This window comes from Verrucomicrobiaceae bacterium (assembly GCA_016713035.1).
Taxonomy (GTDB): domain Bacteria; phylum Verrucomicrobiota; class Verrucomicrobiia; order Verrucomicrobiales; family Verrucomicrobiaceae; genus Prosthecobacter.
The window spans coordinates 155214-169956 of sequence record JADJPW010000004.1 but is presented as its reverse complement, the minus strand read 5'-3'; the positions used below and the strand labels follow the sequence as shown (position 1 = coordinate 169956).

The 14743-nt window shown below is 60.2% G+C and carries 12 protein-coding genes; 5 read left to right on the top strand and 7 right to left on the bottom strand.

What is annotated here, in order from left to right; genetic code table 11:
- Nucleotides 1-897: 897 nt before the first annotated feature.
- Together IPK32_14835 and IPK32_14830 are read left to right on the top strand one after the other, a co-directional pair.
- On the top strand, nucleotides 898-1818 hold the full coding sequence (locus IPK32_14835) for a fibronectin type III domain-containing protein (GenBank protein MBK8093219.1): 921 nt from the start codon (nucleotides 898-900) through the stop codon (nucleotides 1816-1818).
- A 174-nt stretch (nucleotides 1819-1992) separates the two neighbouring features.
- On the top strand, nucleotides 1993-2586 hold the full coding sequence (locus tag IPK32_14830) for a hypothetical protein (protein ID MBK8093218.1): 594 nt from the start codon (nucleotides 1993-1995) through the stop codon (nucleotides 2584-2586).
- A 3-nt stretch (nucleotides 2587-2589) separates the two neighbouring features.
- Here the strand turns inward: IPK32_14830 and IPK32_14825 are convergent, their stop codons facing one another.
- The 4 genes from IPK32_14825 to IPK32_14810 form a co-directional block, all read right to left on the bottom strand.
- Nucleotides 2590-2778, bottom strand: coding sequence for a hypothetical protein (locus tag IPK32_14825; protein MBK8093217.1), 189 nt, complete (start codon nucleotides 2776-2778; stop codon nucleotides 2590-2592).
- 37 nt (nucleotides 2779-2815) lie between these two features.
- A complete protein-coding gene (locus IPK32_14820; GenBank protein MBK8093216.1) occupies nucleotides 2816-4288 on the bottom strand; it encodes an NADH-quinone oxidoreductase subunit N in 1473 nt (490 codons plus the stop codon).
- Between the two features lie 120 nt (nucleotides 4289-4408).
- Complete coding sequence (locus tag IPK32_14815; GenBank protein ID MBK8093215.1) at nucleotides 4409-5881, bottom strand: NADH-quinone oxidoreductase subunit M; 1473 nt, start codon at nucleotides 5879-5881, stop codon at nucleotides 4409-4411.
- Between the two features lie 185 nt (nucleotides 5882-6066).
- Complete coding sequence (locus tag IPK32_14810; protein MBK8093214.1) at nucleotides 6067-8271, bottom strand: NADP-dependent isocitrate dehydrogenase; 2205 nt, start codon at nucleotides 8269-8271, stop codon at nucleotides 6067-6069.
- A gap of 212 nt (nucleotides 8272-8483) precedes the next feature.
- Between IPK32_14810 and IPK32_14805 the strand changes: the two genes are divergently transcribed.
- Nucleotides 8484-8804: a helix-turn-helix transcriptional regulator gene (locus IPK32_14805; GenBank protein ID MBK8093213.1), complete on the top strand. Its 321-nt coding sequence runs from the start codon at nucleotides 8484-8486 to the stop codon at nucleotides 8802-8804.
- Between the two features lie 2 nt (nucleotides 8805-8806).
- Nucleotides 8807-10105 (top strand): type II toxin-antitoxin system HipA family toxin, encoded by a 1299-nt coding sequence (locus IPK32_14800; protein MBK8093212.1) that lies wholly within the window; start codon nucleotides 8807-8809, stop codon nucleotides 10103-10105.
- On the opposite strand, the gene IPK32_14795 is transcribed toward IPK32_14800, so the two are convergent.
- Genes IPK32_14795 through folP form a run of 3 tightly spaced genes read right to left on the bottom strand, consistent with a single transcriptional unit; the run spans nucleotide 10095 to nucleotide 13702 of the window.
- Nucleotides 10095-11507: an alkaline phosphatase D family protein gene (locus IPK32_14795; GenBank protein MBK8093211.1), complete on the bottom strand. Its 1413-nt coding sequence runs from the start codon at nucleotides 11505-11507 to the stop codon at nucleotides 10095-10097. The two genes, IPK32_14800 and IPK32_14795, sit on opposite strands and share 11 nt — an antisense overlap.
- Nucleotides 11504-12865 carry a threonine synthase gene (locus tag IPK32_14790; protein MBK8093210.1) on the bottom strand — a complete coding sequence of 454 codons (1362 nt, stop codon included), beginning with the start codon at nucleotides 12863-12865 and terminating at the stop codon, nucleotides 11504-11506. The genes IPK32_14795 and IPK32_14790 overlap by 4 nt, the downstream gene beginning before the upstream one ends.
- Nucleotides 12866-12913: 48 nt before the next feature.
- Nucleotides 12914-13702 carry a dihydropteroate synthase gene (gene folP, locus IPK32_14785; GenBank protein MBK8093209.1) on the bottom strand — a complete coding sequence of 263 codons (789 nt, stop codon included), beginning with the start codon at nucleotides 13700-13702 and terminating at the stop codon, nucleotides 12914-12916.
- 114 nt (nucleotides 13703-13816) lie between these two features.
- Here folP and IPK32_14780 point away from each other — a divergent pair, with 114 nt between their 5' ends.
- Complete coding sequence (locus IPK32_14780) at nucleotides 13817-14737, top strand: alpha/beta hydrolase (protein MBK8093208.1); 921 nt, start codon at nucleotides 13817-13819, stop codon at nucleotides 14735-14737.
- Nucleotides 14738-14743: the final 6 nt, after the last annotated feature.

Genomic DNA, 14743 nt, shown 5'->3' with positions numbered 1-14743 from the left:
GCTGATGGTGGACTCTGCTTTTTGGCCGAACAAACTAGATGGGAAACACTTTTGTCGGTTTGTCAGCACCTTTATAGGCGACAAAAGTGTGGAAAAAGTACGGGGTGATCGATTTCATGGTGTGGTTTTACACGCCTATGCCGGAATAGGGCAACCCAAATGTCGGTTTGTGGCGCTAGGGGCGTGTGATTCGGGTGTTGGAATAGACGACGCTGCACCCTTTTTTGTGATCTGGGCAATAGAATGGTCGGCAACAGAATGCAGAAGGGTTTTGTCATTCTGCTGCCGACCATTCTGTTGCCAACTGGCTTGAGTGAAATTCACGAAACTTGCTGGCGCTCAATATAGCGTTTGGCGCCGCATTTTTCGCCCGGACACGGCGGTGGCAGCTGCTGAGCGGAGCGTTTTGGGGCGGATACGGCGGTGGCTGGTCTATTGCAGGCTGCATAGGGGCAGCCACGGCGGTGGGCGGGCGATTGCGGCCTGCATGAGGTCTGCCACGGGGGTGATCGGGCGGTTGCAGGCTGCACGAGGGCTGACATGGCGGTGATCGGGCGGTTGCAGGCTGCACGGGGGGCGACACGGCGGTGGGCGGGCTGTGGCAGGCTGCACAGGTGTTTCCACGACGGGGGCGGGGGCGATGCAGCGGACACAGTGGGGGAGGCTGCCCAAACGAGCCTATTGACGCTAGGAGCCGTTTTTGGTAAAAACGGGCATTATTCGCCTTCACACCGCTGGGTGTCGTGCTCGGCGGGGGCGGATCATCCACCCCAACTGCAACCTTGCGCTGCTTTTCCCTCCCACCCTGCAGTGGCCCGTTTCGGACAAGCTTTTTTCGGTGATGGTTCACGCTTCTCGGCCTCGGAAAGTCCGCGCTCTTCCCCCAACCGACGCACTATGGCCTCCAACCGACTCCCCGATAAGCTCGACCTGCTCTTTGCCCTCGCTGAGGACATGGCGGACGGGCTCCACCAGCATGAGACGCCCGTGGGCGTGAAACAAAACACCGAGGCGGTGATCCGCGCTGCCCTCGCTGCCGCACGGGCGGCGGAAACGACTTACGGCGAGTGCAAGGTCGTCAAAAAGACGGCGAACGCCGCAGCGACCTCGGCAGATACCTCTGGGAAAATCCTGCTCACCAATGCCCGCAAGCGTCTGTCGAAGTTTTTTGGCGAAGCGGCGAGTACGGAATGGGAATCCGCCGGGTGGCAGCCGGGCACCACGGGTATCCCGCGTTCGCAGGATGAGCGTTTTGACCTGATCGCGAGCCTGAAAGCCTATTTCACCGCACACCCTGCCCACGAGAGCGCGGACATGGAGGTGACGGCGGCATTGGCCGATGCGGCTCACACGGCGATCAGCAATGCCCGCGCCACCCTCGGCCAAAAGATCACCGAGAGCGGCCAAGCCAAAGTGGCCCGAGACAATGCGGAGCGGAATCTGCGCCTGCGCATGACTGGGCTGGTGACTGAGCTGGAGACGCTGCTCTCAGCGGAAGATGCGCTGTGGCATGCCTTTGGCCTCAATCGCCCGGCGGATGCGGAGACGCCGGAGGCCCCCAGCTTCACCACGGTGCTGCCCGGTCCGAATCACAGCCTGCTGGTGGATTGGGACGATAGCCTGCGTGCCGACCGCTGGCGGGTGTGGATCAAAATCATCGGCGTGGACGCGGACTTCCGCGCCGTGCTGACCGTGACGGAGAGTGATGCCACGATCCCCGGCCTAACCGCCGGAGCTACCGTACAAGCCCGCGTCACCAGCGTGAACGACGCCGGCGAGAGTGCCCCTGGTCCTGTTGCTGAGGCCATCGTGACCTGAAGCCCACCGCAGGTGATCCTACTCGTCCTCTTACTCCTCCTCCGACTCCCGGAAGCGAAGGCCAAACCGCCTGGCGAAAGCCAGGAGCCGTCCATTCCGGGAGGAAGAGGAAGAGGAAGAGGAGGAGGAAGATTCAGAAACCAAGAACGAAGAACCACGAACCAAGAACACATCATGCCCTACGACCCCAACTGGCCGCAAAACGGCCTCCTCATCGACGGCGATCGCTTTCGCGAGCAATTCGCCTCCCTCAAAAGCCTCATCGACGCCATTCAAAGCGGCATCACCAGCGTGGAAGTAGACAGCGTCAGCACCTTACCACCGGGCAGCGCCGCTAGCGTCGGCATCAGCCTCAATGGCAGCGTGCTGCACTTCAGCTTCGGCCTGCCAGAGGGCCAACAAGGCCCCCAGGGCAACAACGGAAACGATGGCGGCACCGGCCCCCAAGGCCCGCCCTTTGCCGGCGCAGTCGTCGATAACGTCAACACGCTCGATCCCGGCCAAAACGCCACCGTCAGCGTCAGCTTCGACGGGTCGAACGTGCACTTCACCTTTGCCATCCCACGCGGCAACGACGGCAACCAAGGCCCACAAGGAATCCCCGGCGAAGTGACGCAAACCGACCTCAACAACGCCCTGCAAAACAACCTGAGCCAGTGCAGCAACAACTCCAACAACGTGACAACTCTGGACTCACCCATGGCTGATCCCGACATGGAGTCCCTGCGCAACGCCTACAATAATCTGGTGAACGCCCTGCGGCGGTGAAGTTCAGTCTTTGGCAAGTTCAGCCTTGATGCTGCCACATTTTTCACTGGCAACTTCTTTGCCACACTTGGGGCAATCTTCATGTTCCCACTCATTGGCAGGGCCATAGCCAATCCATTCGATGGTGAGCAGCAGCTTCGCTCCGCAATGTGGGCAGTCGATGGGTTTGGTGCTTTTTTGAAAACCGGCCATGCGGGCCAATTAGCGCCCTGCCCAGTTTCAGTCAATCTCACTTCACCACCACGCTCGCACCCGCAGGCGTGAGCACTTTTTGCAGCGGCTTTGGATACACGCCGAGCACGACGATGATCGCGGCGAGGGCGACGGCGAGGCCTTTGGTCATGGGGCTGATCGTCAGGGTGGCAGCGGGGGCGTCATCGGCCCCGGCGCTGGTGTACATGGCTAGGATGATGCGGAAGTAGTAGTAGAAGCCTGCGGCGGCGGCGATGGCGGCACAGGTGAGGGCACCCCAGTGGCCGTGATCGGCGAGGCTGAGGAAGACGAACATCTTGCCGATGAAGCCGGCGGTCAGCGGTAGGCCGGCGAGGCTGGCAAAAGCCAGCGTGATGATGAGCGCCAGCAGTGGGGAGCGCCGGGAGAGGCCCTGGAAGTCCTTCAATTCCTCACCCTGACCATTGCTGCGCATGATGGCGAGCGCGAGGAAGCCCAGCACGGTCATGGGTAGGTAGGTGGCGAGGTAAAAGGCCACGATGCCGCTGCTACCGATGCCGAAACGACCACCGCCACCGCATGCCAGCGCGAGGACGAGGTAGCCTGCGTGGCTGATGCTGGAGTAGGCCAGGAGGCGCTTCACATTCTGCTGGAAGATGGCAGGCAGGCTGCCGAGCAGCACCGTCAGGGCACCGCCGACGAGGAGGAGGCTCTGGACTTGCGGGGCGATGCAGCTGTTCTCACCCGTGAAGGCCATCACGGCACGCGTGAGGACGATGAAGCCTGCGGCTTTCGATCCGACGGATAAAAAGGCCGTCACAGGTGTCGGCGCACCTTGATACACGTCTGGCACCCACATGTGGAAGGGCGCAGCGGCGACTTTGAAGCCGAGTCCGGCGAGCAGTAGCGCCGCTCCGAAGAGGGCGGTGCCTTGGCTGGTTTCTGGCTTGGCCAGTGCGGCGGCGATGCCATCGAGGCTCATCGTCCCGGTGGCGCCGTAGATCCAGGCAATGCCATAGACGAGCACCCCGGTGCTGAGAGCCCCGAGGATGAGGTATTTCACGCCTGCTTCGAGGCTTAGAGCGCTTTTCCGCGCAAAGGCGACGAGCACGTAGAAGCTGATGGTGACGAGTTCCAGCGTGATGAAGATGGTCACGAGGTCACGAGCGCTAGCCATCCACATCATGCCTGCGCAGACGATGAGCGGCAGGCTGAACATCTCTGCCAGCTTGCCATCGAGTGTGTAGCGGCTGAGGTAGGGGGCGCATTCCAGCGTGAGCCACAAGACGAGCGCGGTGATGATGAGCGCGAAGCCTTTGTAGAAAAAGGCGAGCGAATCGAGCCTGTGCCACGGGGCGACGAAGGCCGGTAGGCCATCACCCGCCACGCAGAGCAGCAAAAAGGCGATCACGGTGCCTGCAATGGCTGTCAGTCCGAGCGTGCGACGCGAGACGGCAGGCATAAAGGCCTCGACCATGAGCAGGACGATGCCGAGGATGGCGATGAGGGATTCGATGGTGAAGACGGACATGGGGGGGAAAGGGGCATCTTTCTCTTCCTCCTACTCTTACTCCTCCTCCCTTGTCGGGCGTCCATTGGCCCTCGTATCAGGGGAGGAGGAGTAGGAGTAAGAGGAAGAGTAGGAAATTGGTTAACCCGCCGCCAGAGCACCCTTCAGCAGATTCAGCAGCAGCCAGGGGCAGCAGCCGGTGATGAGCAGGGTGGCGGCGAGGAGGATCAAAGGAAGGCGCTGGGGCAGGGCAGGGTCACTCATGAAGAGGCCCGTGGTGGCGCTGCCTTGGAAGATGCTGCGGTAGGCGCGGAGCATGTACACCGCACTCATGACCACGCCCCATAAGGCGAGGATGACGGTCCAGTGCAGATTGGTGAGGGAACCATTAAAACCGGTGAAGCTGCCGATGAAGACCATGACTTCGCCTGCGAAGTTGCTCAAGCCTGGCAGGCCGATGCTCGCGAAGGTGCCAAAGGCGAAGAGTACCGTGAAGGCCGGCGCATGGGACGCGAGGCCGCCGAGCTTGGTGTATTCGAGCGTGCCGAGCTGGTTGCGCATTTTTCCAGCGAGCGCAAAGAGCAGCGCGATGGATACACCATGGGCGAACATGAGTAGCACCGCACCCTTAAGCGCGACCTCGCTACCTGCGGCGAGTGCCAGGAAGATGTAGCCCATGTGCATGACACTGGAGTTTGCCAAGGTGTCGTCCAAGCGGCTGGCGTGGATGGTGACGAGGCCCATGATCAAAATATTGCCCAGCAGCATGAGTAGCAGTGCATTTTGCACCCAGGGCACTTGTGCAGCCTGAGGCAGCAGGGGCAGTGCGATCTTGATGAGGCCGTAGAGCCCGAATTTCTTCAACACACCGGCATGCAGCATGGCGACAGGGGTAGGCGCGGTCGCGTAGGCCGGCGCAGCCCAGCTATGAAAGGGGAATAGGCTCACCAGAGTGCCAAAACCCAGGAGCAGGACAAAAAACAGCGTCGCCTGCGTGTTCACGGCCAGCGGCGCTTTGACCGCGACGGATTTCAGCGCTTCCAGATCAAAGGTGATGACATTGCCCTGGCTGAACTCCAGCACCAGCCAGACCAGGCCCGCCAGGAGCACCAGACTACCTGCTCCGAGGTAAATCGTGGTCTTCCAGGCGACTTTTTTCCGCATCTCCGGCTCGGCGTGGCCGTGCAGGGCGATCATGAGGAAGGTGGGAATCAGCGCCAGCTCATGGAAGGCGTAGATGAAGAACAAATCCGTGGTCAAAAAGGCTCCCAGGGCACCTCCACCGATCAAAAGTGAGGCGATGTAAAAAATGGCCGGTCGGTCCTGAATCTGCCACACCGCCGCAAAGAGCACCAAACTGCTCAACAGCGCCAAAATGAGCGAAACACCGTCCGCACCGACCGAGAAGCTAATGGCCGGATTGTCCAGAATGGGCCGCGCATAGGTGTGGGCGAGTCCGCTACCTCCTTGGGAGGTGTATTTGCAGCAGAGGTAGATCGTGGTGACGAGATTGACCAGTGCCACGCCGACGGATAGCGCCCGTGCGGGGGCTCCAGCCCAGACCGCGAGCGCGGCGAGGATCGGTAGCAGGATGATGACTTCGAGAATGCTCATTCAGTGGGGGACTCAAAAAGGAGTCTTTTGCCATAAACGGCTCCATGCCGTGGGCAACGTCGAAATGGGCGAGAATGAGGTCATATTCGCCCTCGATTTTGGCCCATGGACGCCATGGAGCCCCATCTCACCATGGAAAAGCCCTCCATGGGAGATCTGTGGCATCCGGTTTGCTGCTGGTGGGCTTACGCTCTGGCGAGGATCCCATTCAGCGTAGCGCTCGGGCGCAGAGCTGCTTCGGCTTTGGCCTCGTCGAGCTTGTAGTAGCCGCCGGTATCGGCGGGTTTGCCTTGGGCTGCGAGGAGCTCGGCCACGATCTTGCTTTCGTTCGCGGTGAGGGCTTCTGCGATGGGTTTGAAGGTCGCTGCGAGGTCGGCATCGGCCGTTTGGGCCGCCAGGGCCTGGGACCAGTAGAGCGCGATGTAGAAATGGCTGCCGCGATTGTCGAGGGTGCCGAGTTTACGCCCCGGACTGCGATCATGCTCGAGGTATTGGCCGTTCGCGGCATCGAGGGTGTCTGCGAGGACTTTGGCCTTCGCGTTTTTGAAGGTATCCGCCAGATGCTCGAAGCTGGCAGCCAGGGCGAAGAACTCCCCGAGGCTGTCCCAGCGCAGGTAGTTTTCCTCCTGGAACTGTTGCACATGTTTCGGAGCCGAGCCGCCGGCTCCCGTCTCGAAAAGGCCGCCACCGTTCATCAGTGGGACGATGGAGAGCATCTTCGCGGAGGTGCCGACTTCCAGGATGGGGAAGAGATCGGTGTTGTAGTCACGCAGGACATTGCCCGTGACGGAAATGGTGTCTTTGCCGTCTTTGATGCGCTCCAAACTGAAGCTGCAAGCCGCTTCGGGGTCGAGGATGCGGATGTCGAGGCCGCTGAGGTCATGATTTTTGAGATACTGCTCCACTTTGGTGATGATCTGGGCGTCGTGAGCACGGTTTTTGTCCAGCCAGAAGACGGCGGGCGTGTTGCTGGCGCGGGCGCGGTTCACGGCGAGCTTGACCCAGTCCTGCACGGGGGCGTCCTTCGTCTGGCAGGCACGCCAGATGTCTCCGGCCTCGACTTTGTGCTCGATGAGCACCTGCCCATCCGCTGTGACGACGCGGACGGTGCCTGCGGCGGGGATTTCAAAGGTTTTGTCGTGGCTGCCATATTCCTCAGCGGCCTGGGCCATGAGGCCGACGTTTGGCACGCTACCCATGGTCTTCGGGTCAAAGGCACCGTGCTTGCGGCAGAAGTCGAGGACGGCGGTGTAGATGGAGGCGTAGCTGCTATCTGGAATGATGGCGAGCGTGTCCTGGAGCTGACCAGCGGCATTCCACATCTGGCCGGAGCTGCGGATCATGGCGGGCATGGAGGCATCGACGATGACGTCGGAGGGTACATGCAGATTGGTGATGCCTTTGTCGCTATTGACCATCGCTAGGGCAGGGCCACTGGCGTAGGCAGCTTGGATGTCAGCCTCGATTTCGGCACGCTTGGCTTCAGGGAGCTTGGGCAGTTTGTCCAAGAGATCGCCGAGGCCATTGTTGGCATCGAATCCGATCTCCGCGAGTGCGGCGGCGTGTTTGCTGAGCAGGTCTTTGAAGAAAACGCGGACGGCGTGGCCGAAGATGATTGGGTCGCTGACCTTCATCATGGTCGCTTTCAAATGCAGCGAGAGGAGGAGGTTTTCGCTTTTTGCCGTGGCGATCTGTTCGGCGAGGAAGCTCACCAGCGCAGCCTTGCTCAAAAAGGTGCCGTCGATGATTTCACCGGCTTTTAGAGCGAGTTTTTCCTTCAGCACCTTGACCTCGCCACCAGCGGTGACGAGCTCGATGCGCACGTCTGTGGCGGCAGGGACGCAGACGGACTTTTCGTTGCTGAAGAAGTCGTTTTTGCCCATCGTGGCCACGCGGGTTTTCGATGCAGGGGACCATTTGCCCATGCTGTGCGGGTTTTTGCGGGCGTAGTCCTTCACGGCCTTCGGGGCACGGCGGTCGCTGTTTCCTTCACGCAGCACGGGATTCACCGCGCTGCCCTTCACTTTGTCGTATTTCGCACGGGCGGCTTTTTCGTCGTCGGTGACGGGTTTTTCTGGGAAATCGGGCACATTGAAGCCCTTGGCCTGCAATTCAGCGATGGCGTCTTTGAGCTGAGGCACCGATGCGGAGATGTTTGGCAACTTGATGATGTTCGTTGTCGGTTCGAGGCAGAGTTTGCCCAAAAAGCTCAAATCATCGCCCTGGAGGCCGAATTGGGCCAAAATGCGGCCCGCGAGGGAAATGTCCCGGGTTTCGACCGCGATGCCCGCTGGCTTTGTGAAGGCCTGCACGATGGGGAGAAACGAATGCGTGGCGAGGAGCGGGGCTTCGTCAGTGAGCGTGTAATAGATGGTAGGCTGGGCGGACATGGTTTTGTAGGAAGGGAGAGTTAGAAAAGCATGCGGGGCGGGTCAAGGCTTCGCAGTTAAAAGGTCAAGAAAGGCCAAAATGGGCAAAAGGGCTGATGGAGGGCCTTTTGCAACCGGTTGCACCATGTAATCGAGCGCATTCTTTCCGGTAAAGTTAGCGAACGGATACAAAAACCAATTGTCAGCGTTCGATGACAGTGCGAGAATTCTTGATGCAAATCAGAACCCCCAAAGAAATCGGCCTTCTCATCCGTGATCAGCGCAAGCAGCTTGGCTGGACACAGGAAGTCTTCGCAAAGCGGCTCGGTGTGAGCCGCCTCTGGGTGGTGCAGCTCGAGCAGGGAAAGGCCACTGCGCAGATCGGCCTCGTGATGCGTGCACTCAATGAACTGGATGTGCCGATCCAGGTGGATGTGTTGCCAAAAATCGGCCCACGCCGTGCTGTGGACTATCGTGATAGTCCGCCTTCGATGCAGATTGATCTTGATAGCATCATCCGTGAAACCTCAGTGCCCTACAAATTCAAGTCATGAGCATGATCGAAGAACTCCACGCTCTGGCCGGAGGTCGGCGTATGGGCACCGTGCAGTGGGACCGGCGGCGGGATCACTATAGCTTCTGCTATGAAGACGCTTGGCGCACAGGAGGCGGGGATGCGTTCCCGCTTTCGCTTTCCATGCCTTTTGCGGCCACGGATCACCGCCATGAGGTCGTGGAGGCTTTTCTCTGGGGCCTGCTGCCGGATAATGAAGGTGTGCTGAAGCGCTGGGGCGAGCGCTTCCATGTCTCCCCGCGCAATCCTTTCCGCCTGCTCATGAATGTGGGTGAGGAGTGTGCGGGCGCGGTGCAGCTCGTGCAGGCTGACAAAGTGGATGCGTGGCTCGCTGCGCCGCTTTCTGGCAAGGTCAAATGGCTCACCGCTGCGGAAATCGGTGAGCGCATGCAGCTTTTGCTCAAAGACCATAGCGCCACTCGCATTAACAACGATCAAGGCCACTTCAGCCTCGCTGGAGCACAGCCGAAGACGGCGCTGCACTATGATCCAAAAGGGGGGCGCTGGGGCGTGCCTTCCGGCAGCATCCCGACCACGCATATCTTCAAGCCATCAACGGGCGACTTCGATGGCTACGCCGAGAATGAGCACTTCTGCATGACGCTGGCCCGCACGCTGGGGCTTTCTGCCGCGTCATCGGTGATCCAGCATTTCGGGGATGTGCCTGTGATCGTGGTGGAGCGCTATGACCGTGTGCGCAGTGGCGCACGCGTGCAGCGCATCCACCAGGAGGACATGTGCCAGGCTCTGGGTCGCCTGCCGCACATGAAATATCAAAACCAGGGCGGACCTTCCGCCGTGGAGATCATGGAGATGATCCGCCTGCACTCGCGTGCGCGGGATGTCGATGCTCAGCGCTTTCTCGATGCGCTGATCCTGAACTGGCTCATCGCCGGGACGGATGCGCATGCGAAGAACTACTCTTTTCTCATCGCTCCCGGCGGTCAGGTGCGCCTCGCTCCGCTGTATGATGTGGCTAGCTCGCTGCCCTATCCGCAGCAGGTTTACCCGAGGCATGCCACACTGGCGATGCGGGTCGGAAATCAGTACAAAGTGCGTCAAATCGGCCCCCGTGAGTGGAAAAAGGCCGCCAGCGAGCTGCGCTGCGACGAAGCGGCGCTGCGTAGCCGCATTCTCGAAATGGCGCAGATCATCCCAGATGCCGCTGTGCAGATTCAGCGTGAGATGAAGGCCTCTGGCATCACGCATGATGTGCTCAAGCGCATCACCACCGCTGTGCAGGAGCGCTGCGCGGAATGCGCGGCGAAATTCAGCGTGTAGCGGCCTGCTTCGTCACGGTATTGAGCACGGTGCCGTGATCGTCGCGGTGCTCGAGCACCAGCTTGGCCGCATCATCGATCATCACCCGCAAAAAGCCTCCGGTGGGCTCTTTGTAGATGTAGGGTTGCTTGATTTTGCCCTCGGGGTCGGTCGTCTTGGGGCCGCCGGGCTTTTCACCCCGAATGGCATTTTCATCATTCAGCGCACCGACGGAGAATTCCTCCACACCGAGCGGATGGATGCTGTGATACTGCCAATGGCGGTCGCCGCAGAAGGTGAGCACGTTTTGCACGCTCTTCTCACGCAGCCAGGCAAAGAAGCTGTCGGCCTCATGTTTGAAGCCGGCGAGGTTGGTGTGGTTGTCTGTCTTGCTGTTGCGATCCGGGCCGACCATCGGCGTCGGGGTGATGATGACCTTCCAGGTGGCCTCACTGGCCTGGAGCGTGTTTTGCAGCCACTCGCGCTGCTCACGGCCCCAGATCGACTTTTCGGGGCCATCGGGCATTTTGTTCGGCGAGCGGTAGTCGCGGCCTTCGACAAACCAGAGCTGCAAATGCCGGTGCACGCGGTGGGTGCGATAGGTGGGCGTGCTGCGATCCCAAATCGCGAACATGGGCATCTGCTCGCGGAAGATTTCGATGCCCGTGGCCGGCTCTGGCAGCTTACCGGCTCGCAGATCGGCATCATTGAAGCGGAAGTCGTGATCGTCTTTGGACCAATAAGCGGGAGTGTGTGCGAAGAAATCGATCAATCGCGGAAAGCGGGCCTGCTCATGCCATTTGCGACGCAGCTCCGGCAGTGTCTGTGCGGCGGGTTTCGCGGGATGATCGTAATAAACGATGTCACCCGTGCCGATGAAGAAATCCGGCCTCAGCGCGGCCATGGCGGCGAAGGAGGGATAGCCGAGCAGTTTGTCCTCTTCGGTGGCTGTGACGGGGCCGCCGCCGTTGGACTTACCATGCATGAAGGCGTGGTAATTCATGCAACTGCCCATGCAGAAGCTCACGTCGCCACTTTCGCTCAGAGTCTTGAAGCTGCGTGTCGGGCCGGGTTTGGCACTTTCGCGGGTTTCGCCAAAAACGAGCCGGTAGTGATAAAGCGTGCCCGGTTTCAGATTGCTGGCGCTGGTGCGGATGATGAAATCGTATTCCGCCTTTGCCTCACTCCATTTGCTACGTGTCGGTTTGGAGAAATCAGCGGCCTCACTCCACTCAAAATAGGCCTCGCCTTCCTGTCCTGGCACATCGCCGCTTTCATCCAAAACTGGCCCCGGAGTCGCCGTGAGCCGACTTTGGAGAAAAACGGAGTTCGCCGTGACCTCACCGGCCATTTCGCCCTGTGCGTGATGGATTTCGGCCAAAGCGGCCACAGGCAGCAAGAGGAGCGCGGCGAGGATTTTCATGATACGGCAGCTTTTTCGCGGATGAAGGCCTTCACGGCCTCCGTCGTGGCCTCCAGCGGCCAGCGGTGCATTTCGCGGGCTTTGAGAGACTCCAGAGCGGGATGCGTCGGCTCATGGCCGGTGGCGCTTTGCACCACATCTGGGAATTTTGCGGGGCTGGCCGTGCTGAGCACGATGCTGACACGATCTGTCGCCACATCGGTGAAGCCGCAGGCGGTGTGTGGATCGAGCACATACTGCCAATCCTGCCACATCTGAGCCGTAGCGCGGACGATGCGTGCATCATCCATGCGGCTAGCGCGGAAGGTGGTGGGCGGCAGGTCGATGTGGATGTCCTCACCGGCTTTGATCCGCGCCATCACATCACGCACGCGTGCGCTGTCCTCCCCGAGCACGAAGTAGAGGAAGCGCTCAAAGTTCGATGCGGCCTGGATGTCCATGCTGGGCGCATGACTCGGATGCACCTCGCCCTGGCGATACTCACCCGAGGTGAAGAAGCGGTGGAGGATGTCATTTTGGTTCGTCGCCACGCGGAAAGTGCCGCAGGGCAGGCCCATGCGCTGCGCCAGCCAGCCAGCCAGCACGTTGCCGAAATTCCCCGTGGGAACGACGAACTCACACGTCGCGCGGTCTTTCTCTGGCAGTCGCAGCACGGCCCAGATGTAGTACACGCACTGCGCTAAGATGCGGGCGATGTTGATGGAGTTCACGGCGGAGAGATTCACCGCCGTGGTGAACTCTTTGTCGCCGAAGCAGTCTTTCACCACACGCTGCGCATCATCGAAGGTGCCGGGCACCGGGATGGCAAAGACATTGCTCGCACCGGTGCAGGCCATCTGGCGCTCCTGCAGCGGCGAGACGCGGCCATTGGGATACAAAATGAAAATCTGGATACCATCCTGGCCCATGCAGCCGTGGATGGCCGCACTGCCCGTGTCGCCGGAGGTCGCACCGAGCACGCAGAGCTTCTTCCCACTGAGTTTCGTCTGCCGTTTATAAAGGAGGCCCAGTAGTTGCAGCGCGAAGTCTTTGAAGGCCAGCGTAGGGCCGTGGAAGAGCTCTAGGATGTAGGTTTTATCCGTGATCTTCCTCAGCGGTGCGACATCGGGCGATTCAAAGCGGCGGTAGGCCTCCGCCGTGAGTGTATGCCACTCTGCGAGCGGGATCTCCGGTGCGAAGAGCGTGAAAAACTCCGCCGCGAGCTGCGGATACGTCAGCGTGGACCACTGCGGCAGCTTCTCCGCGATGGATGGCAGGGATTCTGGCAAAAACAGGCCGCCATCCGGCGCGAGACCGGCCTCGACGGCTTCAGAAAAGGTGTGCAGCGGCGTCTGGCCGCGAGTGGAAAAGTAGCGCATGGGCCTGTGATGATGCGCGAGGATGCGCTCATGACAAGCAGCCTCTCATCACGCGGCATTCTGCACGGCCCAGAGCATCTTCACGGACTGCACAGCGGCCTGGACATGGTGTACGCGGAAAATCTGCGCCCCACGGCTCATTCCTGCCGCGATGCAGGCCACCGTGCCCGCATCTCGTTCATTGGCAGGCAGGCCGAGTACATCCCCGATCACCGTCTTGCGTGAGACGGGCAATAAAATGGGCCTGCCGAAGCGGTGCAGCCGCTCCAGCTCGCGGTAGATCGTCAGGTTATCATCCCGCTGCTTCGCAAAGTCGATCCCTGGGTCCAAAATCACGTTTTCTCGCGGCAAACCCACGCTTTCGGCCATGACGAGCCGTTGCTCGAAAAAATGCTCCAGCGCATCCATGATTCTCTCGTAGCGCACATGCGTGTGGGGCACCTTTGGCTGCCCGATGCTGTGCATGATGAGTAGTGCGGCACCGTGATCGGCGCAGAGCTTGGCGTTGAAGGCATCTGGCAGGCCGCTGATGTCGTTGATGATGTCGCCGCCCTCTGGCAGCACTGCGGCGATCACATCGGAGCGCCAGGTATTGATGGAGAGCAGCGGGGAATTGTGGTGCGCCTTCAGCTCCGGCCATTTTGCCAAAAAGGGCATCAATCGGTCGATTTCTTCGCTCACGCTGATCGCCTCCCGATTCGTCCGAGCACTCTCGGCACCGATGTCGATGATGTCAGCGCCATCTCGCAGCATCTGCGCGGCCTGCGCCAGAGCCAGCGTGGGATCTAGCGTCCCATCGCCACAAAAGGAGTCATCATTGATGTTCACGATCCCCATCACCATCGGGCGGCGGGGGAAGTCGATCGTATGCTGGCGTGAGCTTAACTTCATACAGGTGAGCTGCGCATACACGAAGCTCGGGGAAAAAGAAACCAGCTTCAGAGGCGGAGGATGACCGAAAAGCGCAAGCCAGGCACCGGGGGCATCGTTTTCCTGGGCCTCATGAAAAAGCTGATTTGCTTCCTTATTGTCGGAGTTTGCTCGTTGCAGGCTCAAAACCCCGCTGCGGCCAAAGTGCCAGACGCCACAGATGCTCGCGCGGCGAAGCTCCAACCCGCCAAAACCATCGTGTACAAGAAAGTGGGCGATTTGGAGCTCAAAATGCATATTTTCGAGCCACAGGGCTTTCAGGCGAGTGATCGGCGCTCATGCTTCCTGGTCATTCACGGTGGTGGCTGGACGGGTGGAGCACCGCCACGCATGTACCCCTTTGCTGCGCATTTCGCGGAAAAGGGGCTGGTGGGTATCAGCATGTCCTACCGGCTCCACAGTGTGAAGACTGGCGTGAGTGTTTTTGATTGTGTGAAGGATGCCCGCTCCGCTGTGCGCTATCTGCGCAGTCACGCGGCTGAGTTGGGCATCGATCCGCAGAAAATCATCGTCAGTGGCGGTTCCGCCGGAGGTCATTTGGCCGCTTCGACAGCGCTTTTTGATCAGGTGAACGAGGATGGGGAAGATCTCACGGTTTCCGCATCGCCCAATGCGCTGGTGTTGCTCTTTCCGGTGATCGATACCTCGAAAGACGGCTACGGGCAGGCAAAAATCGGCCCGCGTTGGCAGGAGCTTTCGCCAGCGCATCATGTCCATGCCGGATTGCCGCCCACGCTTACGTTTCATGGCACGGGAGATACGGTGACGCCCTTTGCTGGTGCCAAGACCTTTCACGAGGCCATGCTCAAAGCCGGAAACCGCAGCGAGCTCGATGTGAATGAGGGCGGTGCTCACGGCTACCTCATGCGAGATGCCATCCTGCTCGATGACACACTGCGGAAGACGGATGTCTTTCTGAAGTCACTGGGGCTGATGCAGTGAGTTTCT